We start from the raw sequence: 18,909 nt of genomic DNA on the forward strand, positions 1-18,909 counted from the left end.
TCGTCCGGAACTGGGGTTAGCGTGCTGCCCATGCAGGTGATCGAGGAGTCGCAGGTGACCGCCGTACCGGCGAACGAAGCGCCGTGGGAGGACCTGCAGGCGGTGTTCGGTACGGCGGACGCGGGTCAGTGCCAGTGTCAGCGGTTCAAGATCCGGGGGTGGATCTGGCGGGACTCCACCCTGGACGAGCGGATGACGCGACTACAGGACCAGACCGCGTGCGGTGCACCGGACGCGACCTCGACCACCGGGCTGGTCGCGTACGTCGACGACGAACCGGCCGGCTGGGTCGCCGTCGAGCCGCGAACGGCGTACCCGAAGTTGCGGACGTCGCGCATCCCGTGGGCGGACCGCTCCGAGGACAAGGACGACGAGAGCGTCTGGGCCGTCACGTGCATGACCGTCCGCAAAGGCTTCCGCGGGCGCGGCCTCACCTATCACCTCGCCCGCGCCGCGATCCCGCACGCCCGCAGCCGCGGCGCCCGCGCACTGGAGGCCTACCCGATGCTCACCCAGCCCGGCAAAACCATCACCTGGGGCGAGCTCCACGTGGGCCCTCACCAAGCCTTCGAAGAAGCCGGCTTCCGCCAAATCACTCACCCAACCCTCCGCCGCACCGTCATGCGCATCGACTTCACCTAGTCATAGGTGGCCTGGGCTTGCCAAGTGGTTTGGTGGAGGGTGAAGAGCCAGGCTCGGGTGTCTGCGGTCTCGAACTGGAAGCGGGCCTGGCGGGACTCGGTGCTGGGGTCCCACCAGCGTTCTGCGGTGAGCCAGGGGCCTGCCCAGGCGGTGATCGGGTGGATCTTGTTGCTGTCGGCAACTTGAACGCCGGGGACGCGGGCGGGTAGCAGGGTGAACGCGGTGGGGGCGCCGGACAGCTCGCCGCGGGCGCTGACCGAGACCTGAGTGCCGTCCGCGGCGAACACCTTCGCAGGGATCGGCTCCGGGAAGACCGTGGTCGGCGCCAGCGCGGTGATCGCCCCGGGCCAGGGCTGGTCCGGGGACCGCGCCGGGACGGCCGGGTCGCCCCACGGGATCAGCGTCTGCCGCTCCGCGAACCCGCGACCACCGCCGATCACCACCGACACCACCGCACCGTGACCGAGCATGCTCTGCACCCGCGACAACGCGCGGTGGATCCGCTCGTCCGGACCGCCGCCCCACAACCCGTCGACATGCGCGCCGACCGGATCCGCCTGGTCCGGGATCAGTCGCACCCGGACGACCGGTGACGTCAGCTCGCTGGTCGCCGTACCGCTCCCCTGCAGTTGCCAGCGCACCCGGTCCACCACGTCCGCCGCGGTGAACCAGCGCGGGTGCAGCCATTCCCGCTCATGGATCCGCCCGGACTCGGTGCCGACCTCGACCCGCAGCGTCGTACACACCAGGCCGAGCTCGGTCAGCCGGGCGATCAGCTCGTCGGCGACCGCCCGGACCGCGAACGCGACCTGGTCGACCCGGTCCACGGGCGGCTCGAAGTCGAGCGTCCGGGTGAGCTCCGGCGGGATCGCCCGGCCGGTCACCGGGCGATCGTCGTACCCACGGGCGAGCCGATGGGCGAAGGCGCCGTCCGGACCGAACCGGGTCAGCACCTCGGTCCGTGGCAACTGCGCGAACGCCCCCAGCGACCGCAACCCCAGCCGGCGCAGCAGGTCCGTGAGCGTCGGCTGCTCGAGTACGTCGACCGACAGCGGCGCGAGGAACTCCGGTGAACCGTCCGGCGGCACCACGTGCACCCGGGTCCGCGCGGAACTCACCCGGGCCGCCTGCTCCGCGGCGAACGGCCCATCGGCGATCCCGATCCGGCTGCCATGCACGTCGTACGTCTCGAGCCGGTCGAGCAGCTTCTCCGCGGCCGCCTCCTCGCTGCCGTAGAACCGCGCCGGGCCGCGCGCCTTCAACGCGCACATCCCCGGACGGATCACCTGCACGCCCGGCGTGATCGCCTCCAGGCACGAGATCACCGGGTCGAACGCCCGCGCGTCGATCACCGGGTCGTACTTCAGCACGACCAGCTCCGGGCACCGCGACTGCGCGTCCCGGGCCCGCTGCCCGCGCCGTACCCCTTCGGCGCGGGCGGTGGCGGAGGTGGCGAGCACCTTCCCCTTCTCCAGTACGGCGATCGGCTCGTCCGGTGACCGCCCGGTCGCCACCGCGGCCGCCGCCACCGGCCAGTCCGGCACCCAGATCACCATCGTCCGGGTCAGCCCATTCATCAGCCCACCGCGCCGATCTGTTCCGGCCACTCCTCCGGCCGGGCTTCCGCGGTCCCGGTGGAGCGGATCGTGCCGTCGGGAGCCGGCAGCCAGAGCTCGTGACGTGCCCGGACGGCGGCGCGCCGGCCGGTCACCGCGACGGTCGCGCGGCGGGCGGCGAGCAGACCTTCGCCGTCGCCGAGACCGGTCCAGGTGTTGCTCTCGATCTCGAACCGGGCCTCGCTGCCCGGCCAGGACCCGTACGCGATGAGCATCGCGCCGCGGGTCCGGAGCCGCGCGGCGAGCCGGGACGCCTCCCCCGGTGTCACCTCGCCGGGCGGGCGGACGACCACCACGGTCAGCGCGTCGACCAGCGCGGCGACGACGCTCAGCCACTCCGGCCCCGGATCCGGAACGAGCACGAGACGCTCCAGATCCACCCCGAGCCCGCGCGCCGCCTCGGCCCCGAACGACGGCACGCCGACCACACCGCACCAGGCTCCTTCCGCGGACGGCCCGGCCATCAGGGCCATCACCAGCGCGGCACTCCCCCGCACCGAATACACCGAGCCGCCGCGCAGGCTCGCCCCCGCCAGCAGCTCACCCACCGCCGGATGCGTCGGCAGCTCCCGATCAACTCCCGCCGTATCCAAAGCCTGCTGCACCCGCGCCGCCGAAGGAACCCGGGTCGTCCTCGCCTCATACCCCGGATCGGCTTCGGCGGCGCCCTTCTGTGCCTTGGCTCTGGCGAGGAGCAGGCGCGCGTGATCGAGCGCTGTGACTCGGCCTCCCGCTGCCTCGCTCCCCGTCATGACTCCATGTTCGAACACCTGTTCGAACAAGTCAATCCGGTCGTCCACAGGGCTGCGGCTGGCTAGAGTCCGGGGCATGCGTCGTGTCGATCACCCTCGGTTCACCACCGCATTGCGCCAGGTCGAGGCCAGTATCGACGCCGCCTGGGACAGTTTCTGCGCCCATTTCTGCGCACAGTCCGGAGGTACGGCGGAAGCGCGCCAGCTGGCCGAGGTCGTGCTGCAGGACACCTCCGAGTTCGACTGGCGGATCGTGGACGGCGCACTGAACCAGCTGACCTGCCCGGACTGCGGCTCCACGCTCGGCGCCGGCGACTCCCGGTGCCCGGGCTGCGACAAGGCGAACGGCTTCCGCTTCGCGGCGCAGGAGACCGACCGCCCCGGCGTACCTCCCGGAAACGAGCATGCGATCCGCGTGTCCTCGGCAGTGGCCCGCACCCGCCACCGCTACTCGCCCCGCGCCCGGGCCGGCTACGAGCTCCTCCTTCCTGACCTGCTCGACGGTGCCCTGCCCACGACCGCGCAGGCGCAACGCGCCAAGCACCTCATCAACCAGCTCACCGACGACGAGCTGGAGCACCTCATCACCCCGGCAGACATAGAGCAGACATAGGGTGAGAGGCATGCCAAGGACTATTGCCACCAATACCAAGGTTGAGCTCGACGGGTTGCTGGAGTTCGTGCGACCGCGTCATCACATGCTGCTGATGACCACCCGGGCCGACGGGACGGTGCAGGCTTCGCCAGTGTCGGGTGGTGTGGACACCGAGGGGCGGATCGTCATCTCGTCGTACCCGGAGCGGGCGAAGAGCACGAACGTGAAGCGGGCCGGCAAGGCCAGTGTGATCGTCCTGTCGGACGAGTGGAACGGCGCGTGGGTGCAGGTCGACGGCAGCGGTGAGGTGATCGAGCTGCCGGACGCAGTGGAGGCGCTGGTCGACTACTACCGCTCCATCTCCGGTGAGCACCCGGACTGGGACGAGTACCGCGAGGCGATGGTGAAGCAGGGCAAGTGCCTCATCCGCATCACCCCGGAGCGCTGGAGCCCGATCGCCACCGGCGGCTTCCCAGCACACCTCGCTGATTGATGCGTACGGCGCTTGTAGTCCACGCACACCCCGACGACGAGGTGTTCGCCACAGGCGCCGCCACGTCCGTACTGAACGAGCAGGGCTGGCACGTCGTACTGCGAGTCGCTACCGCCGGCATGCACGGAGCCCTCGATCACCTCAGCGCCTCCTGCTCACTGCTCGGGATCAACGAGTGGGACTGGCTGGGAGCAGTGGACCAGTGGATCGACGACGGCGGCCGCAGCGGACCACGCTCACTGGCCGCTGCGTCGCCGGACGACCTGGCCGAAGCAATCGCGGTCGCAGCCGCCGTGATCGAGCCGGAGCTCATTCTTACGGTGGGCAGTGACGGGCTGACAGGTCACCCGGACCACATCGCCATCTCACAAGGAGTCCAGCGAGCACTCCAGCACGTCGACTGTCGTGCCCTGGGTGCACGCGTGAGAGCTCAGGACGTGCGTGCGGGCGAGCAGCTGATCCAACAGCTCGCACCGGGTCAGCAGGTCGGGTCAGGCCACGTCAAAGGATGCGATGCGCCGCTGGAGGAGATCGGCGGAGCATCCGAGCAGCGACGGCGGCAGGCATTGGACGAGTACTACGACGGCCTGGGCAGCAAGCCGCTCGAAGAACTCCTAGGAGTGCACCGGGCGAGCAGCGACGGACTACTGCTCCGTGCGGTCTTCGACGCGACCGGCTGGCAGCAGGACCGATTCGAAGAACTCACTGCTTCGAGCGGCGCTCCATCGTCTCGGTGATGCGCTGCATGGCGCCTTCGAGGTGCTCGCGCAGCGCTGCCTCCGCACCCTCTTCGTCGTGCGCCAGGCACGCGTCGAGGATCGCCTGGTGCTCGCGACGGGTCTGCTCGATCCGGGCCTTGGTCTGCCGCGAACCGAACCGGTAGCGCTCGCTGTTCTGCCAGACCGGCTCGATCGCCCGCGGCAGCCACCGCGAGCCGCCGGAACGGTAGATCGCGAAGTGGAACTCGGTGTGCGCCTGCCGGGACGCGATGTTGTCGCCCAGCTTCGACAACCGGACATGCTCGGCCAGTGCGGTCCGAGCGGCCGCCGCGTCCGAGTCGGAGAACCGCGTCGCAGCCGCGCGGACTGCCAGCGACTCCAGCGCCAGCCGGGTCTCGTGGGTGTCGCGCAGGTCCTCCATCGACAGCTCACGCACCCAGGCGCCCTTGTGCGGCACGATCTCGACCAGGCCGAGCGCCGCCATCCGCCGGAGCCCCTCCCGGATCGGCATCTGGCTCATGTCCAGTCGCTTGGCGAGCTCCTCCAGCCGGAGCGCCGTACCGCTGGGAAGTTCGCCGGACAGAATGAGCTCGTGCAGCTCGGCGGCAGCTTCCTCGGCGAGCGTACGACGCCCTGTCGGGCCCCCAGGCGTGAGCTCGAGTCGTCGGATCATCAGTAGCGGGCTGCCTCTCTCCTCTTCAGCTCTGGAGGTACCGTAGCCGCCGACCGGGTATCTGACGGCCTTCGACGACAGATTGCTCAGCTAGAAGCCCAGCAAACATGAGTGGTCTAGGCCACCGGCGCTCTCTCAGGGCTCTCTCAAAGACCGGTCAGGTCGAGCAGAACCCGGCCGGCTTGCCGGTCCAGTACGTCACCGATCCGCTCTGCCGGTACGACGTCATAGTCCGCTCGCCAGGACACTCCTGCAATATCGGCCAGCGCCTGACCGACCGCATCCGGTGCCAACGTGGTCCGCTGCAGGTTCACCGGCAGCACCCGCAGGTCCCGGCCGATCAGCTGGTGCAGGTCGATCGTGGTGAACTCACCGGCCTTGTAGCCCAGTACGGCGATCCGTCCGCCCGGAGAGATGTGCCCGATCACCCCACCGGCCACCGGACCGCCCATGGTGTCGATGACCGCGTTGCACCACGGCAGCTCCCGGCCCACCTGTCCCAGACCGTCCACCCGGACCAGCTGGTCCACCACTCCATTCGCACCGTCGGCGTGGTCGTCCAGCGACACCAGACCGATCACCCGGGACGCACCGGCCGACCGTGCGATCGCAGCACACATGTGCCCGACCAGACCGGTGACGCCGGTGACCACGACCGTCTCGCCCTCCTGTACGTCGGCCACCCGTCGTACGGCGGTGTGCGCCGTCAACACCGGCGTCATCAACGCGAGCGCCGTACCGGGCTCCAGTGACGACGGCAGTCGGTGTACGGCGGCATCCGGCACGACGGCGTACCGGCCCCAGACACCGTCCCGGGTCACGCCGACGCCGGCTCCACGGACCACCACCGGCAGACCCGCCTCAAAAGCGTCCGAGCTCACCACCACACCGGCTCCCTCGGAGCCAGGCACGAACGGCATGGTCGGCTGCTTTCCGGCCAGTGTCGACCGGTCCAGCGGCGTCACCGCGGCCAGCCGCACCTCCACCAACGTCTCACCGGGACCGGCGGTCAGCTCGACCTCTTCGGCCTTGGGCTGTTCCCCTGGTCCATGACTGCGCAGGACAGTCCCCCGTGTACTCACGCCTCTACCCCGTTCCCCACGATTTGATATCTGATCACAACCTCGATCAGACAGAACACGTGTCTCACCACTCGGCGACCTCCTTCGCCAGCGGCCGGGTCAGCACCTCGGCCGCGGCGGACCGCGCGGCGGACACCTCGTCGCTGCCCATCGGGAACGGCCAGTCACTTCCGGCCAGCACCCGCTCGGGCCCGAACGTCTTCGTCAGCAGCTCCAGTACGGCGTCGTCGTGGACCAGATCGTCGACGTAGAAGCGGCGCAAGGCCTCGGCCACCGGCAAGGACACCGGCTCGATCCCCGGTCGGTCCTGGTCGATCCCGCGCTGCCACCGTCCGGCGACGGCCGCCGTCACACCACCCCCATGGCACAGACAGAACCGGATTCCCGGGAACCGCCCCGGCACGTCCGCGAAGACGAGCGAAGCCGCCGCCAGTCCGGTCTCGTACGGATTCCCCAACAGGTTCGACAGGTAAAACGAATCAAGCCGCTTGTCGTCACTGTGTCCCGGGTGAATCAGCGTGAACGCCTCCAGCGCGTCCAACACCCGCCACACCGGGTCCAGCCCGGCGTAACTCGGCGTACCAAGGGCAAAACCGCTGAAGACGCCCTCACTGGCCAGTCCGGCGGCTACAGAGGGTGCGACCGGGTCCAGCAGCGGCAGGTGCGCCAGCACACGCAACTGCGGTGTGGCGAGCTCCCGGAGCCCCTGGTTCACCAGCTCGGTCCACTCGAGGCCAGCGTCGTACCGGAAGAGGGCCGGCGGCACTGACACCACAGCACCGTCCAGGTCCTGTGACGAGATCCAGTGCAGCAGTGCGGCCGGGTCGGCGAGCCGGCGCAGCGGTAGCCGCTCCCCGTCGACGACCAGCGAGCCGTTGTCGACGGACAGCCCGAACTCACCCCGATGCGCCGCCGCCAGCACGGTCGGCGGGATCAGGTGCGTGTGGACGTCCCAACCGGCCATGTCAGCGGGCGTCCTCGTCGTTGTCGTAGAAGTCCGGACGCTCCGGGTAGTGCGGACCGTCGTACACCTCCAGCAGGACAGAGGTCTCCTCGGCACGCGTCGGACCGTGCACGACGCCCTTCGGGTTCCAGTAGAAGCTGCCCTTGGTCAGCGTCGTCCCGGTCGGCAGGTACACGTACCGGCCGGACAGGCAGAACATGAACTGGTTCGACGCGTGCTTGTGCTCCGACGGGATGCCCGAGCCCTTCTCGAACCGCACCAGTGCGATCGACGCCTCGGTCACCGGGTCCCGCCACAGCATCTTGTGGGACAGGCCGTCCAGCGACTTCTCCACCCACTCCAGGTCGTCCGTCTGCAGCAAGATCTCCCGCAACGGTTCGTCGAAGCTCATGGCACCTCCCGACCGGTGACCCGCGTGTAGAGCTCCTCGGCCACACCAGTACCCATCGAAGCAACCGCAGCGATGTGACCGTCCGGCCGGATCAGTACGACGCTGTCCGCCGGTACGCCGTACCTCTTCGTGGCGACACTGCCCGGGTCGAACAGGGCCCTGTCCCGCAGACCGGAGTCGTGCGGCGCGTCCCACCGGGACACCGCGTAGTGCTGCAACGCGGGCGACCCGTTCACCGGGATCTCCGGCCGGCGCCGTACGTCGGTGAAGTAGAGCGCCACGAACGAGTCGCGACACAGGTCGTGGATCGACGTACGCCCGGTCGGGCTCTGCAGCACGAGGTCCGGCGCCCGGTCACCCGCCCGTACGGCCGGCGGCGCGGCGGACGTAGCCACCATCGACCAGTCGCCGACACCCTCGACGTCCAGCCGCACACTCAGCAGCGTCCGGTTGTACGCCGTGGCCCACGCTCCCGTGTCCTCGGTGACAGCACCGCGCTGGAAGGACATGTACTTGCGGGCGGCCTCGGCCATCTCCCCCGAGCCCTCGATCGCCACCGGCCGTTGCTCCCGCTCGTAGCCATCCAGCAACGACGGATGAGCCCAGCCACGCAGCACCCAGGCCAGCCGCCACGGCAGGTTGGACGCGTCCAACGCACCCGTGTTCAGCCCCAGTGCCCACATCGGAGTGATCAGGTGTGCCGCGTCGCCCATCAGGAAGACCTTGCGATCGAGCGTCCATTGCTCCGCGACCCGGTGGTGCACGTTGTAGACGACCGAGCCGATCAGCTCGATCCGGTCCACCTCACCGATGAACTGCTTCACCTTCACCAACAGGTCCTCGTCACCCGGCGCGTCCGCACCAGGCGCCAGCGGGAACAGGAACCGCCAGTTGTCCGGCTGCCGGATCAGCACCATCCACTCGGACTTGTCCGCGAAGTACGCGAGGTACGGGTAGTCCCTGGCGTTGTCGACGTCCAGGTCCACCACGACGTCGATCAGCATGTACCGCTCGGGCAGGGTCTCCCCCACCACCTTCACACCGAGCGCATCACGGATCCGCGAACGCCCGCCGTCACAGGCCAGCAGGTACGACGCTTCCAGCTCCTGTGGGCCGTCCGGGGTCTCCAGCTGCAGTACGACGCGATCGTCGCGGACCTCGAACGACGTCATCCGGTGCTGCGTCCGCACCGGCTCCGGAAGGGCTGCCGCCAGCAGCGGCTCCATCTTCTGCTGCGGCAGGTTGATGACGAACGGGAACTGGGTGTCGTTCACCAGCTCGGCCAGCTGCACCGAAGCACGGGGAGTGTTGGTGGCCCGGTCGATGTCGCCGATCTCGTCGATCCGCAGCGCGGCGCCGAGGATGCCGTCGACGGCGCCGTACCGGTTCCAGATCTCCAGCGTCCGGCTGAGCGTCGTACCGGCCTTGGTGTCGGACGACAGGACCGCGTCCTCCTCCAGCAGCACGTACGGGATGCCGTAGTGCGCGAGACCGAGCGCGGTGGTCAGACCGATCGGTCCGGCACCTACGACAGCGACAGGCAGCTGTTCAGTCACTTGCTACTCCACAAAGCTCGTGAGCTTGGCAAAAGCGCGCTCCCGCGTCAGTACGGACCCGGTCATCGCGGCCGCGTCGGACAGCAGGAACAGCAACGGGCCGACCACGTCCTCGGGGTCGCCGATACCTATGGTGTCCTGCCAGTGCTCCCGGTCCGCACCGGCGTTCGCACCTCGGAACTGCTCGGTGTCGATGACCCCTGGCGCGACCACGTTCACCCGCACCCGGTCGGCGGCCACCTCCACCGCCAGCGTCTTGGCGAACGCGACCAGCGCCGCCTTGCTCGCCGCGTACGCCGCAGCGCCCGCAAACCCGGTCGACGCCATCCCGGACGTGAACACCACCACCGAACCGGACTGCCGCGCCACCATGTGCGGTACGACGGCCTGACACGCCCAGACCACCCCGTCCAGGTTCACCTGCAACGTCCGGGTCCACTCGTCCGCGTCCATCTCCAGCACCGTCGACCGCGGCTGCACCGCCGCACCGGCGACCAGACCGTCGATACGCCCGTACCGCTCCACCACACCCGCTACCGCAGCCTCGACCGCGGACCGGTCGGCCACGTCCACCTTGACGTGCTGGACGCCGTCGGCCGGTGCAGTGACGTCGAAGACAACCGCCGTACCACCCGCTGCGTTCACAGCCGCAGCCAGCGCCGCACCGATGCCCTGGGCGCCACCTGTGATCACCACGACCTCACCGGTCGCATCGAAGCTCGCTCTCATGGCGTCTCCTTCTGCTTCGACGACTGCTTCGATGTCATCGTGTCGGTGATCCGCTGGAACGCACCAGCGAGGTGACTGCGCAACGCCTGCTCGGCCGCGTCCGGGTCTCGTGCCACACACGCGTCCAGGATCGCCTGGTGCTCCTGCCGGCTCCGCTCGATCAGGAACGCGGTCGGACGGCTACCGAACCGGTACCGCTCGCTGTTCTGCCAGACCGGCTCAATTGCTCGCGGCAACCACTGCGAGCCACTGGCCCGGTAGATCGCGAAGTGGAAGTCCGCATGCGCCTCACGGGCACCCGCGGAGTCCTCCGCGCGCGACAACCGGAGGTGCTCGGCCAGTGCGGCCGCTGCCTTCGTCAGGTCCTCTTCGGTGAAGTGGGCCGCAGCCGCGCGTACGGCGAGACTCTCCAACGCCAGCCGCGTCTCGTGCGTGTCTCGAAGGTCCGACAGCGAGAGGTCACGTACCCACGCGCCACGGTGCGGAATGATCTCGACCAGGCCCAACGCCTCGAGCCGACGGAGGCCTTCACGCACGGGCATCTGGCTCATCTCGAGCCGGCTGGCCAACTCCACCAAGCGAAGAGGCGTACCACTGGGTAGCTCACCGGACAGGATCAGCTGGTGCAGCTCTGCGGCCGCGTGTTCGGCGAGAGTACGGCGCCCTCCCTTACCGCCACCTGGAAGCAACTCAAGTGGCCCACTCATACCCGCGTCACCCGGTTACGCAACGAGCCGAGCTTGTCGGACCGGGTGACGACCACGTCGCCGTCCTGCAGGAACACCTGTGGCTCGCGGGCATTCCCGATACCGGCCGGCGTACCGGTGAGCAGCAGGTCGCCCGGGCGCAACGTCATACCGAAAGACAGCTCACTGATCAACGTGGCCACGTCGAACGCCATCTGTCGCGTCGACGCGTCCTGCCGTACGTCGTCGTTCACCAGGCACTGCAGGTGAATATCCTGCGGGTCGCCCACCTCGTCGGCGGTCACGATCCACGGACCCAACGGCATGGTGTCGTCGATGCTCTTGCCCTTCAGCCACTGCCCGCCGTGCGCACGCTGCAGGTCCCGCTGCGACACGTCGTTGGCAAGCGTGTAGCCCCACACGTGGTCGAGTGCCTCGTCGACCGGGATGTTCTTACCGGTCTTACCGATCACCAGCGCGACCTCGGCCTCGTAGTCCCACTTGGCGGAAATCGCGGGGTCCCAGGCGATGTCGTCGTACGGACCGATCACCACGTCCGGGCCTTTGGTGAAGAACGTCGGGTGCTCGGGCCGGTCCACGTCCTGGCCCTCGCGCTTGCCCTTGCTCTCCTCGAAGTGATCCCAGTAGTTCCACCCGGTGCACAGGATGTCGCGCCGGAACCGCCGCAGCGGCGCACGCAGGATCTCTTCGCTGTAAGGGATCTTGTCCACCACAGGAGCCGACGCGCCGATCACGCCGGTCAGATCCGTTGCGTCGAGCAACAGAACCGCATCGCCGTCGAGTACGCCGGGCCGCTCGCTCCCGGCGTACTCGACCATCACGTACTTCATCTCAGGTCCACTCAACGCCACGCATCACGGTCACCCCCTGGTTATGCGATCACAGCGATCGCGCTGATCTCGATCAGATAGTCCGGGTGCGCGAGCTTGCTGACCTCGACCATCGTCGACGCCGGCAGCGGCTCGGTGAAGTACTGCGCCCGGATCTCGTGGATCTTGGCGAAGTCCTCCATGTTGCGCACGTACACATCCACCCGGCAGACGTCCGCGAGCAGGCCGCCGGCCGCCTCGACCGCCGACTTCACGTTCTCGCAGACCTGCCGGGTCTGCTCCCGGACGTCCCCGACGCCGGCGATGCTGCCGTCCGGACGGCGGGCGGTCATCCCGGAGACGAACACCAGCCGCCCGGTCGCCTCGATCGTGGTCGCCTGCGAGAACACCCCGTTCGGGCTCCGCAGCGCCTCAGTGGAAACCTGTGTCTTCGGCATCAGTTCAACACCCCTCCCGACGGGATCACGGCGCCGACTGCGCGTGCGGCCGCCAGCAGCCCGTCCAGTCCCGACCTCTCGATCCGTACGCCGTTGCGCCGCTGCTGCGCCGCGCGCTCGGCCTCGATCTCCCCCGGCAGGTACAACCGGTTCACCCCCGGCGCCGTCGCACTCCCCCGCACCCGAGCGGCCAGCCCGGAGGAGCGGCGCTTGAAGTCCTCCACGCCGCCCATCAGCTCCGGGTCGATCGCCAGGAACAGGTGCGCGCAGTCGTTCGGCCGGTCCGGCTCCCGGTACAGCGGGCGGACCTGGTCGCCCCAGCCGCCGCCGCTCAGGACACCGGTGAGCACGTCGATCATCAACGCCAGCCCGAAGCCCTTGTGGCCCGCGGCCGGCAGCAGCATGCCGAGCACCGCCTCGTCCGGGTCCGTGGTCGGCGTCCCCGAGGGGTCGGTGGCCCAGGTGTCCGGGATCGGCCGTCCGGCCGAGGACGCGAGCCGGATCTTGCCCAGGGCAACAGCCGACAACGCCATGTCCAGAACGATCTCGACCCCTGCCGTGGTCGGCACCGCGATGGCGAGGGGGTTGTTGCCGACCAGCCGTTCCGCGCCACCCGGGGCGGGCATCAGCGGTGTGGTGTTCGACATCGCGATACCGATACACCCCGCCTGGCCGGCCTGCATCGCCCAGCGGCTGGCCGCGCCGAAGTGGTGGGCGTTGCGCACCGAGACGATACCGATCCCGTAGCGGCCGGCGCGCTCGATCGCGTGCCGCATCGCCTGCGGGCTGGACAGCTGGCCCATCCCTCCGCGGGCGTCCACCACCATCGCGGCGCCGGCGTCGAACAGGATGTCGAGCTCGCGTTCCCGGGTCACACCGCCGGCGTTCAGGCGTTCGACGTACATCGGGACCAGCATCACGCCGTGCGAGCTGACGCCGCGCAGGTCGGCCTCAACGAGCGCGGTGGCGATCTCGGTCGCGTCCGCGGAGTCGAACCCGAGTGCCGTGAACACCCCCGCCACGGTCGCTTCCAGCCACTCGGGCCGAACCAGCACCTGCCGATCCGCATCGGAAGCCTGTGCGGTCATCGCTTCTCCCGCGCCCACGGGAGGAGCCAGTGCTCGAGCAGGACCAGGGCGTAGAACAAGACGATGCTCATCACGCTCAGCAGGGTGATCGCGGCGAACGCCAGCGTGGTGTCGGCGCTCGCGCCGGACTGCTGGATGACGTACCCGAGTCCCTTGGTGGCGCCAACGAACTCGGAGATCACCGATCCGATCACGGCCAGCGAGATCGCCACCTTGAACCCGGTGAAGATCTGCGGCATCGCGTACCGCAGCCTGAGCTTGAAGAACTCCTGCGCCCGGCTCGCGTTCAGCGACCGCATCAGCTCGACCAGCTCGGCCGGCGTCGACTTCATCCCCTGAGCGGTCGAGATCACGATCGGGAAGAAGCACATCAGCAGCACCATCACGACCTTCGGCCACTGCCCGAAGCCCATCCAGATCACCAGCAGCGGCGCGATCGCCACCTTCGGGATCGAGTTCACCATCAGCAGCAGCGGGTACACCAGCCGCTCGAGGACCACCGAGCGGACGATCACCAGCGCGATCGGTACGCCGATCACGATCGCGAGACCGAAGCCCTCGATCGTCTCGAGCATCGACGTACCGGTCTCCTGCAGCAGGTAACCCGGCTGCTCGAAGAACTTGACCACCACGTCCCACGGACTCGGCAGCAGGTACGGCTCGATCGAGAACGCGACCGTCGCGCCCCACCACAACCCGATCGCGGCCGCCAGGCCGATGATCGGGAGCAGGACGGCGGCCGCCGTCGAATCGGTCAGCCAGGTCCGCTTCGGCATCGTCCGCCGGGTCGTCACTGCCGCACCTCGTCGACCGGGCGCGCCTCGCCGACCGCCTGCAGCTCGTCGGGCGCCTTCTCGGCCAGCAGCGCGTGCAACCGGCCGCTGATCTCGGCGACCTCGGTGAGGTGCGCGTTCTGGCCGAGGCTGCGCGGCCGCGGGATGTCGATCTCTACGACCTCCCGCATCCGGCCCGGCCGCGGCGTCAGCACGACCACCCGGTCGGCCAGTACGACGGCCTCCTCGATCGAGTGCGTGACGAACACGATCGTGGTGGACAGCTCCATCTTGATCCGCTGCAGCTCCTCGGACAGCTCGGTCCGGGTGAGCGCGTCGAGCGCGGAGAACGGCTCGTCCATCAGCATTACCTGCGGGTCGCGGATCAGCGACCGGCACAGCGACACCCGCTGCTGCATACCGCCGGACAGCTCGTGCGGCAGCCGCCGCTCGAACCCCTGCAACCCGACCAGCTCGAGCAGCTGGTGAGCCCGTTCTTTGTACTCCGCTTTATTCCGGTCGCCCTTGTCGATCTCGACCGGCAGCAGCACGTTCGACAGCACCGAGCGCCACGGCAGCAGCGCCGGCCGCTGGAACATGAACGAGACGTCCCGGCGCGGTCCGGTGACGGGCTCCCCCGCCACCTGGACCGCACCGGACGTCGGGGGCAGCAGTCCCGCGATCAGCCGGAGCAGCGTGGACTTGCCACAGCCGGACCGGCCGATCAGCGTGACGAACTCACCGCCTCGAACGTGCAGGTCGATCTTCTCCAGGGCGGTCACCTGGCCCTCGCGTCCGTCGAAGACCTGCCCCACGCCGTCCAGGCGAATCATCCGGTTCCTGTACTCCTGCCCTCAGCTCTTCGGAGCCAGGTTCAGCGTCACGACGTCCTCGGGCTTGATCGCGCCCGAGCCGATCGCCTTCGACTCCTCCAGCAGCGAGATGACCTTCTGCACCCGCTCCTGCGTGACCTCACCCAGCGGACCGTTGAAGCCCTCAGGCTTGATGTACTCCTTCATGATCTTGAGTTCCGCAGTGGCCACCGCGAGATCCGTGTTGGGCACGTACTTCTTCAGGATCGCGGCCGCCGCGTCCGGGTCGTTGTACGTGTCCTGCAGGCCCTTGAGCAGCGCATTGGTGAACTTCTTCACCTGGTCCGGGTGGTCCTTGGCCAGGTCCGACCGGGTGATGATCGCGTTTCCGTACAGGTCCGGCAGCACCTTGCCGTACGGCAGCTTGATGACCTTGCGGTGCTTCTCCTTGTCGGCATTCGCGATCAGCGGCTCACCGACCATGAACTGGCCGATGCCCTGGACCTTGCCGGACGCCAGCAGGGCCGGCAGGCCCGGCGGCGGCGAGGGGAGGAAGGTGACCGTCTTCGGGTCGATACCGACCGCCTTGGCGTAGACCGGGAACATCACCGTGTTGGTGGAGCCCGGCTGGTCACCGATCGTCTTGCCGGGCAGGTCCTTCGGCCCGTTGATGCCCAGGCCCTCCAGGGACATGATCCCGGCCATCGAGCGCTGGTGGATCATGCCGACCGTGGTGACCGGGAGCTTCTGCTTGGCGAGCGTGATCGCGATCGCGGTGAAGTCGCCGATGCCGTAGTCGGCCTGACCGCCGGCCACCAGCTTCATCACGTCGACGGTGCCGCTGCCGGGCGTGATCTTGACGTCGAAACCGGCGTCCTTGAAGTACCCCTTCTCGAGCGCGACGTACGCGTACGCCTCCCGCCCGAAGGTGTTGAACGACGTCAGGTAGCTGACCTTCTGCAACCCGTCGCCGCCGGCTTCCTTGTCCTTGTCGCCGCCGTTGCACGCACTCACCAGGGCGAGCCCCAGGACCGCCATCAGGGCGATGACGGAACGCCTCAACCTCATATCGACCTCTCTCGTCCCGATATTTGATCAAACATCAAATACAGAGGGGTGGTCAATTCACCCGCGGGGTCTTCACGGCGAATTGACGTCCGCCGCGCCGGGTCCTCGCGGTCCTGCTGACCACCCGTCCTGGAGCCGTTCCCCATACCTGTCCGGCAGACACATCCTGTAACCGGACGGGCACCCGCCCCGACCACAGACCGTACCTGCCGGAGCAGCAGATCGCGACGCCCGCAGAGACCGAACTCGGCGACACACCGTCAAATTTGCGTAAACCCTCAACTTCTTCGTGACCCAGCCCACCCGGTCCGGCCGGATTCACGGGTTTCCCTCCGTTCACTCCGGGGAGGGAGGTGACACGGTCCCGGCTTTGACAGGATGTGACGGTGCGAGACGCGACACGACGGGTGTGGCAGGCGATCGGTTGCCTGTGGCGTCCGTCAACGTACCTGCGCTGGGTGTACCTGCTGCTCGGCGCGGCGCTGGTCCTGGCGTTCATCCTGGTCGACAGCGCGCTCGGCGCGGTGGTCGGCGGCCTCGGCCTGCCGAAGGTTGCCACCGGCACCATCTGGGTGCTGCTCGGCCTGGTGCCGCCGATCGTGCTCGGTCTGCTGCCCGCCGTCCGCGAGGTCGAGGGCATCGCGGTCGAGTCGCTGCTCGCGGTGCGGTTCGAGGAACGGCCGCTCGGTCCGGCGCGGACCTGGGCACAACGACGGCGTACGACGCTGTGGTTCTGCCTGCACCTGCTGGCCGGCGGCGTCGTCGGCATCCTCAGCACGATCGTTTTCGGTCTCGGCGCGATCTGGCTGGCCGCGCCGTTCCGCTCCCCCGGTGCTCGCGACGTCGTCCCCGGCTGGTCGTACGACATCCACGGCGACTGGACCGACCTGTGGATGCCGGCCGCGGCGATCGGCGGTCTCGCCGGGCTGTTCCTGCTGTCGGCCGCCGTCGGCGCCCTGCTGGCGTACCTGGCGCCCCGCGTACTCGGCCCGACCGCGGCGGAGCGCATCGAGCTCCTCGAGAAGCAGACCGCGACCCTTGCCGAGCGCAACCGTCTCGCCCGCGAGCTGCACGACAGCGTCGGGCACGCGCTGAGCCTGGTCACGATCCAGGCGGCCGCTGCCCGCCGCGTACTGGCCAGCGATCCGGAGTTCGCCGAGACCGCGCTGGCTGCGATGGAGACCTCGGCCCGGGCTGCGCTGGCCGATCTCGACCACGTACTCGGCCTGCTCCGCGACGACCGGCGGCCGGGTTCCCGGACCACGCCGCAGGCCACGCTCGGAGGTGTGGACCGGCTGGTCGACGCTACCCGGGCCGGCGGGATCACGGTCGAGGTCGAACGATCGGGTGCGCTGGAGCACCTGCCGGCGGCGGTGTCCCGGGAGGCGTACCGAATCGTCCAGGAGGGCCTGACCAACGCGATCCGCCATGCAGGACACCCGGCCGACAAGTTGGCCGTGCACCTCTCGATCTGCCTCGACTCATCCGGCCTGCGGCTCGCCGTGACCAACCCCATCAGCGGCAAGTCCGATCACTCCGGCGGCGGCCGCGGGTTGGCCGGCATCCGTGAAAGAGTCGCCGTACTGCGAGGAACCGTCGACGCCGGCCCGATCACTTGGCACGACGCCCCAGGATGGCAACTGGCAGTGCGGTTACCTGTCAGCGTGACGAAGGGATGAGATGAACCTGTCCGTGGTCGTGGTCGACGACGAGCCGCTGATTCGTAGCGGGTTGCGGGCCATCATCAACGCCGAGGAGGACCTCACGGTCGTCGGTGAGGCCGGCGACGGGGCGGAGGTGCTCCCGCTGGTACGTCGTACCGGCGCGGACGTCGTACTGATGGACGTCCGGATGCCCGCGGTGGACGGCATCCAGGCGACGCGACTGCTGCTGGACAGCCTCGACCCGGCGCCGCGCGTGCTGGTCGTCACGACGTTCGAGAACGACGACTACGTGTACGACGCGCTGCGGGCCGGAGCGTCCGGGTTCCTGCTCAAGCGGACCCCGCCGGACGACATCATCGCGGCGATCCGGACGGTCGCGAAGAGCGAGTCGTTGCTGTTCCCGGAGGCGATCCGCGCCCTTGCGCTCGCCCACGTCGGCGCCCCGGCAGCGAGCGGACTCGACCGGTACCAGCTGACCGAGCGCGAGCAGGAGGTCCTCCGGCTGATGGCGCGCGGACTGTCGAACGCGGAGATCGCCGCGGAGCTGATCCTCGGCCTGCAGACGGTCAAGACGCACGTCGCGAACGTGCTCTCCAAGCTCAACGCCCGGGACCGGACGCAAGCGGTGATCCTGGCCTACGAATCAGGCTTTGTGCCCTTGCACTAGGTGTTAGCCGGGTCGTCGGCCTCGGCCAGGGTGCAGGCGTTGTGCAGCGGGTCGACGGCGTTGGCCTTCATCGCCAGGCGCTGCAGGAGCATCCGGAAGCTCGACCGCTCCGACTCGTCGAGGATGCCCAGCATCTCGTCCTCGGTGGCCCGTAGCCGCCGCTCGAGATCACAGAGAGCCTCGTGGCCTGCCTCGGTCGGCGCGATCAGCCGCGCCCGCCGGTCGGCCGGGTCGGGCCGGCGCTGCACCAGGCCTGCCTTCTCGAGGTCGTCGAGCAGGTAGGTCATCACGGTCCGGTCGACGCCGAGCTGAGCGGCCAGGTCGAGCTGCCGTTTCGGCCCTTCGGCGCTGGTCGTCGCGAGCACCTGGTAGCCCCGTGGTCCGCCGGGCAGCCCTTCGAGCGCCGCCGCGGACGCCTTCGCGTACCGCCGGAAGACGACGCCCAGCGCCCAGCCGAGGTCGGCCTCCACCGGTGCGCCACTGGCGACGGCGGGCTCGACCCCTCGCGGACCGCGGGTCGCGACGTCGGGCGGAGTACTGGACATGTCCCCATCGTACGTGGTGTACGCCACCTGGAATACGATCTGACTTGAATATGTTCTGTCTGACAGATTATCTTCGGAACAGCTCAATACGAGCACGCCCCCTCAA

General features: G+C 68.9%; 22 protein-coding genes. 6 read left to right on the forward strand and 16 right to left on the reverse strand.

What is annotated here, in order from left to right; all coding sequences use genetic code 11:
• Positions 1-30 precede the first annotated feature (30 nt).
• Entirely contained in the window at positions 31-642 is a 612-nt protein-coding gene (locus tag ACLJOO_RS13695; RefSeq protein ID WP_410787371.1) for a GNAT family N-acetyltransferase, read from the forward strand.
• Here the strand turns inward: ACLJOO_RS13695 and ACLJOO_RS13700 are convergent.
• Together ACLJOO_RS13700 and ACLJOO_RS13705 are read right to left on the reverse strand one after the other, a co-directional pair.
• Positions 639-2,219 (reverse strand): DNA polymerase Y family protein, encoded by a 1,581-nt coding sequence (locus ACLJOO_RS13700; protein WP_410787372.1) that lies wholly within the window; start codon positions 2,217-2,219, stop codon positions 639-641. The genes ACLJOO_RS13695 and ACLJOO_RS13700 overlap by 4 nt on opposite strands.
• On the reverse strand, positions 2,219-3,010 hold the full coding sequence (locus tag ACLJOO_RS13705) for a hypothetical protein (protein ID WP_410787374.1): 792 nt from the start codon (positions 3,008-3,010) through the stop codon (positions 2,219-2,221). The genes ACLJOO_RS13700 and ACLJOO_RS13705 overlap by 1 nt, the downstream gene beginning before the upstream one ends.
• Before the next feature lie 76 nt (positions 3,011-3,086).
• On the opposite strand from ACLJOO_RS13705, the gene ACLJOO_RS13710 reads away from it, so the two are divergent.
• The 3 genes from ACLJOO_RS13710 to ACLJOO_RS13720 are packed head-to-tail and all read left to right on the forward strand — an operon-like array spanning position 3,087 to position 4,835.
• Positions 3,087-3,623: a hypothetical protein gene (locus ACLJOO_RS13710; protein WP_410787375.1), complete on the forward strand. Its 537-nt coding sequence runs from the start codon at positions 3,087-3,089 to the stop codon at positions 3,621-3,623.
• A gap of 10 nt (positions 3,624-3,633) precedes the next feature.
• The gene (locus ACLJOO_RS13715) at positions 3,634-4,098 is read left to right on the forward strand and encodes a PPOX class F420-dependent oxidoreductase (protein ID WP_410787376.1); all 465 of its coding nucleotides are present in this window, start codon (positions 3,634-3,636) and stop codon (positions 4,096-4,098) included.
• On the forward strand, positions 4,098-4,835 hold the full coding sequence (locus ACLJOO_RS13720; protein WP_410787377.1) for a PIG-L family deacetylase: 738 nt from the start codon (positions 4,098-4,100) through the stop codon (positions 4,833-4,835). The genes ACLJOO_RS13715 and ACLJOO_RS13720 overlap by 1 nt, the downstream gene beginning before the upstream one ends.
• Here the strand turns inward: ACLJOO_RS13720 and ACLJOO_RS13725 are convergent.
• The 13 genes from ACLJOO_RS13725 to ACLJOO_RS13785 form a co-directional block, all read right to left on the reverse strand.
• Entirely contained in the window at positions 4,801-5,490 is a 690-nt protein-coding gene (locus ACLJOO_RS13725) for a GntR family transcriptional regulator (RefSeq protein ID WP_130379386.1), read from the reverse strand. The genes ACLJOO_RS13720 and ACLJOO_RS13725 overlap by 35 nt on opposite strands.
• Positions 5,491-5,636: 146 nt before the next feature.
• A complete protein-coding gene (locus ACLJOO_RS13730; RefSeq protein WP_410787379.1) occupies positions 5,637-6,572 on the reverse strand; it encodes an alcohol dehydrogenase catalytic domain-containing protein in 936 nt (311 codons plus the stop codon).
• A gap of 64 nt (positions 6,573-6,636) precedes the next feature.
• On the reverse strand, positions 6,637-7,536 hold the full coding sequence (locus tag ACLJOO_RS13735) for an amidohydrolase family protein (protein WP_410787380.1): 900 nt from the start codon (positions 7,534-7,536) through the stop codon (positions 6,637-6,639).
• A gap of 1 nt (position 7,537) precedes the next feature.
• The gene (locus ACLJOO_RS13740; RefSeq protein ID WP_410787382.1) at positions 7,538-7,927 is read right to left on the reverse strand and encodes a cupin domain-containing protein; all 390 of its coding nucleotides are present in this window, start codon (positions 7,925-7,927) and stop codon (positions 7,538-7,540) included.
• Entirely contained in the window at positions 7,924-9,483 is a 1,560-nt protein-coding gene (locus ACLJOO_RS13745; RefSeq protein ID WP_410787383.1) for an FAD-dependent monooxygenase, read from the reverse strand. Before ACLJOO_RS13745 ends, ACLJOO_RS13740 begins: the two co-directional genes overlap by 4 nt.
• 3 nt (positions 9,484-9,486) lie before the next feature.
• Entirely contained in the window at positions 9,487-10,212 is a 726-nt protein-coding gene (locus ACLJOO_RS13750) for an SDR family NAD(P)-dependent oxidoreductase (protein ID WP_410787384.1), read from the reverse strand.
• The gene (locus tag ACLJOO_RS13755) at positions 10,209-10,919 is read right to left on the reverse strand and encodes a GntR family transcriptional regulator (protein WP_410787386.1); all 711 of its coding nucleotides are present in this window, start codon (positions 10,917-10,919) and stop codon (positions 10,209-10,211) included. The genes ACLJOO_RS13750 and ACLJOO_RS13755 overlap by 4 nt, the downstream gene beginning before the upstream one ends.
• Complete coding sequence (locus tag ACLJOO_RS13760) at positions 10,916-11,749, reverse strand: fumarylacetoacetate hydrolase family protein (protein WP_410787387.1); 834 nt, start codon at positions 11,747-11,749, stop codon at positions 10,916-10,918. The genes ACLJOO_RS13755 and ACLJOO_RS13760 overlap by 4 nt, the downstream gene beginning before the upstream one ends.
• Before the next feature lie 41 nt (positions 11,750-11,790).
• Positions 11,791-12,186 carry a RidA family protein gene (locus ACLJOO_RS13765; protein ID WP_410787388.1) on the reverse strand — a complete coding sequence of 132 codons (396 nt, stop codon included), beginning with the start codon at positions 12,184-12,186 and terminating at the stop codon, positions 11,791-11,793.
• A complete protein-coding gene (locus tag ACLJOO_RS13770) occupies positions 12,186-13,274 on the reverse strand; it encodes an Ldh family oxidoreductase (protein ID WP_410787389.1) in 1,089 nt (362 codons plus the stop codon). Before ACLJOO_RS13770 ends, ACLJOO_RS13765 begins: the two co-directional genes overlap by 1 nt.
• Entirely contained in the window at positions 13,271-14,068 is a 798-nt protein-coding gene (locus tag ACLJOO_RS13775) for an ABC transporter permease (protein ID WP_410787390.1), read from the reverse strand. The genes ACLJOO_RS13770 and ACLJOO_RS13775 overlap by 4 nt, the downstream gene beginning before the upstream one ends.
• Positions 14,065-14,880 carry an ABC transporter ATP-binding protein gene (locus ACLJOO_RS13780; protein WP_410787392.1) on the reverse strand — a complete coding sequence of 272 codons (816 nt, stop codon included), beginning with the start codon at positions 14,878-14,880 and terminating at the stop codon, positions 14,065-14,067. Before ACLJOO_RS13780 ends, ACLJOO_RS13775 begins: the two co-directional genes overlap by 4 nt.
• Before the next feature lie 21 nt (positions 14,881-14,901).
• Positions 14,902-15,927 carry an ABC transporter substrate-binding protein gene (locus tag ACLJOO_RS13785; RefSeq protein WP_410787394.1) on the reverse strand — a complete coding sequence of 342 codons (1,026 nt, stop codon included), beginning with the start codon at positions 15,925-15,927 and terminating at the stop codon, positions 14,902-14,904.
• A gap of 386 nt (positions 15,928-16,313) precedes the next feature.
• Here ACLJOO_RS13785 and ACLJOO_RS13790 point away from each other — a divergent pair, with 386 nt between their 5' ends.
• Both ACLJOO_RS13790 and ACLJOO_RS13795 read left to right on the forward strand, forming a co-directional pair.
• Positions 16,314-17,606, forward strand: a complete 1,293-nt coding sequence (locus tag ACLJOO_RS13790; RefSeq protein WP_410787395.1) for a sensor histidine kinase — start codon at positions 16,314-16,316, stop codon at positions 17,604-17,606.
• 1 nt (position 17,607) lies between these two features.
• The gene (locus ACLJOO_RS13795; protein ID WP_410787396.1) at positions 17,608-18,258 is read left to right on the forward strand and encodes a response regulator transcription factor; all 651 of its coding nucleotides are present in this window, start codon (positions 17,608-17,610) and stop codon (positions 18,256-18,258) included.
• Here the strand turns inward: ACLJOO_RS13795 and ACLJOO_RS13800 are convergent.
• The gene (locus ACLJOO_RS13800) at positions 18,255-18,803 is read right to left on the reverse strand and encodes a MarR family winged helix-turn-helix transcriptional regulator (RefSeq protein ID WP_410787397.1); all 549 of its coding nucleotides are present in this window, start codon (positions 18,801-18,803) and stop codon (positions 18,255-18,257) included. The genes ACLJOO_RS13795 and ACLJOO_RS13800 overlap by 4 nt on opposite strands.
• Between the last annotated feature and the right edge of the window lie 106 nt (positions 18,804-18,909).

The organism is Kribbella sp. C-35 (assembly GCF_046549195.1).
GTDB lineage: Bacteria > Actinomycetota > Actinomycetes > Propionibacteriales > Kribbellaceae > Kribbella.

Bases quoted from the DNA above. Each gene is read 5' to 3' on its own strand.
- ACLJOO_RS13695 (WP_410787371.1), top strand. From the start codon at position 31: ATGCAGGTGATCGAGGAGTCGCAGGTGACCGCCGTACCGGCGAACGAA.
- ACLJOO_RS13700 (WP_410787372.1), bottom strand. From the start codon at position 2,219: ATGAATGGGCTGACCCGGACGATGGTGATCTGGGTGCCGGACTGGCCG.
- ACLJOO_RS13705 (WP_410787374.1), bottom strand. From the start codon at position 3,010: ATGACGGGGAGCGAGGCAGCGGGAGGCCGAGTCACAGCGCTCGATCAC.
- ACLJOO_RS13710 (WP_410787375.1), top strand. From the start codon at position 3,087: ATGCGTCGTGTCGATCACCCTCGGTTCACCACCGCATTGCGCCAGGTC.
- ACLJOO_RS13715 (WP_410787376.1), top strand. From the start codon at position 3,634: ATGCCAAGGACTATTGCCACCAATACCAAGGTTGAGCTCGACGGGTTG.
- ACLJOO_RS13720 (WP_410787377.1), top strand. From the start codon at position 4,098: ATGCGTACGGCGCTTGTAGTCCACGCACACCCCGACGACGAGGTGTTC.
- ACLJOO_RS13725 (WP_130379386.1), bottom strand. From the start codon at position 5,490: ATGATCCGACGACTCGAGCTCACGCCTGGGGGCCCGACAGGGCGTCGT.
- ACLJOO_RS13735 (WP_410787380.1), bottom strand. From the start codon at position 7,536: ATGGCCGGTTGGGACGTCCACACGCACCTGATCCCGCCGACCGTGCTG.
- ACLJOO_RS13740 (WP_410787382.1), bottom strand. From the start codon at position 7,927: ATGAGCTTCGACGAACCGTTGCGGGAGATCTTGCTGCAGACGGACGAC.
- ACLJOO_RS13750 (WP_410787384.1), bottom strand. From the start codon at position 10,212: ATGAGAGCGAGCTTCGATGCGACCGGTGAGGTCGTGGTGATCACAGGT.
- ACLJOO_RS13755 (WP_410787386.1), bottom strand. From the start codon at position 10,919: ATGAGTGGGCCACTTGAGTTGCTTCCAGGTGGCGGTAAGGGAGGGCGC.
- ACLJOO_RS13760 (WP_410787387.1), bottom strand. From the start codon at position 11,749: ATGAAGTACGTGATGGTCGAGTACGCCGGGAGCGAGCGGCCCGGCGTA.
- ACLJOO_RS13765 (WP_410787388.1), bottom strand. From the start codon at position 12,186: ATGCCGAAGACACAGGTTTCCACTGAGGCGCTGCGGAGCCCGAACGGG.
- ACLJOO_RS13770 (WP_410787389.1), bottom strand. From the start codon at position 13,274: ATGACCGCACAGGCTTCCGATGCGGATCGGCAGGTGCTGGTTCGGCCC.
- ACLJOO_RS13780 (WP_410787392.1), bottom strand. From the start codon at position 14,880: ATGATTCGCCTGGACGGCGTGGGGCAGGTCTTCGACGGACGCGAGGGC.
- ACLJOO_RS13785 (WP_410787394.1), bottom strand. From the start codon at position 15,927: ATGAGGTTGAGGCGTTCCGTCATCGCCCTGATGGCGGTCCTGGGGCTC.
- ACLJOO_RS13795 (WP_410787396.1), top strand. From the start codon at position 17,608: ATGAACCTGTCCGTGGTCGTGGTCGACGACGAGCCGCTGATTCGTAGC.
- ACLJOO_RS13800 (WP_410787397.1), bottom strand. From the start codon at position 18,803: ATGTCCAGTACTCCGCCCGACGTCGCGACCCGCGGTCCGCGAGGGGTC.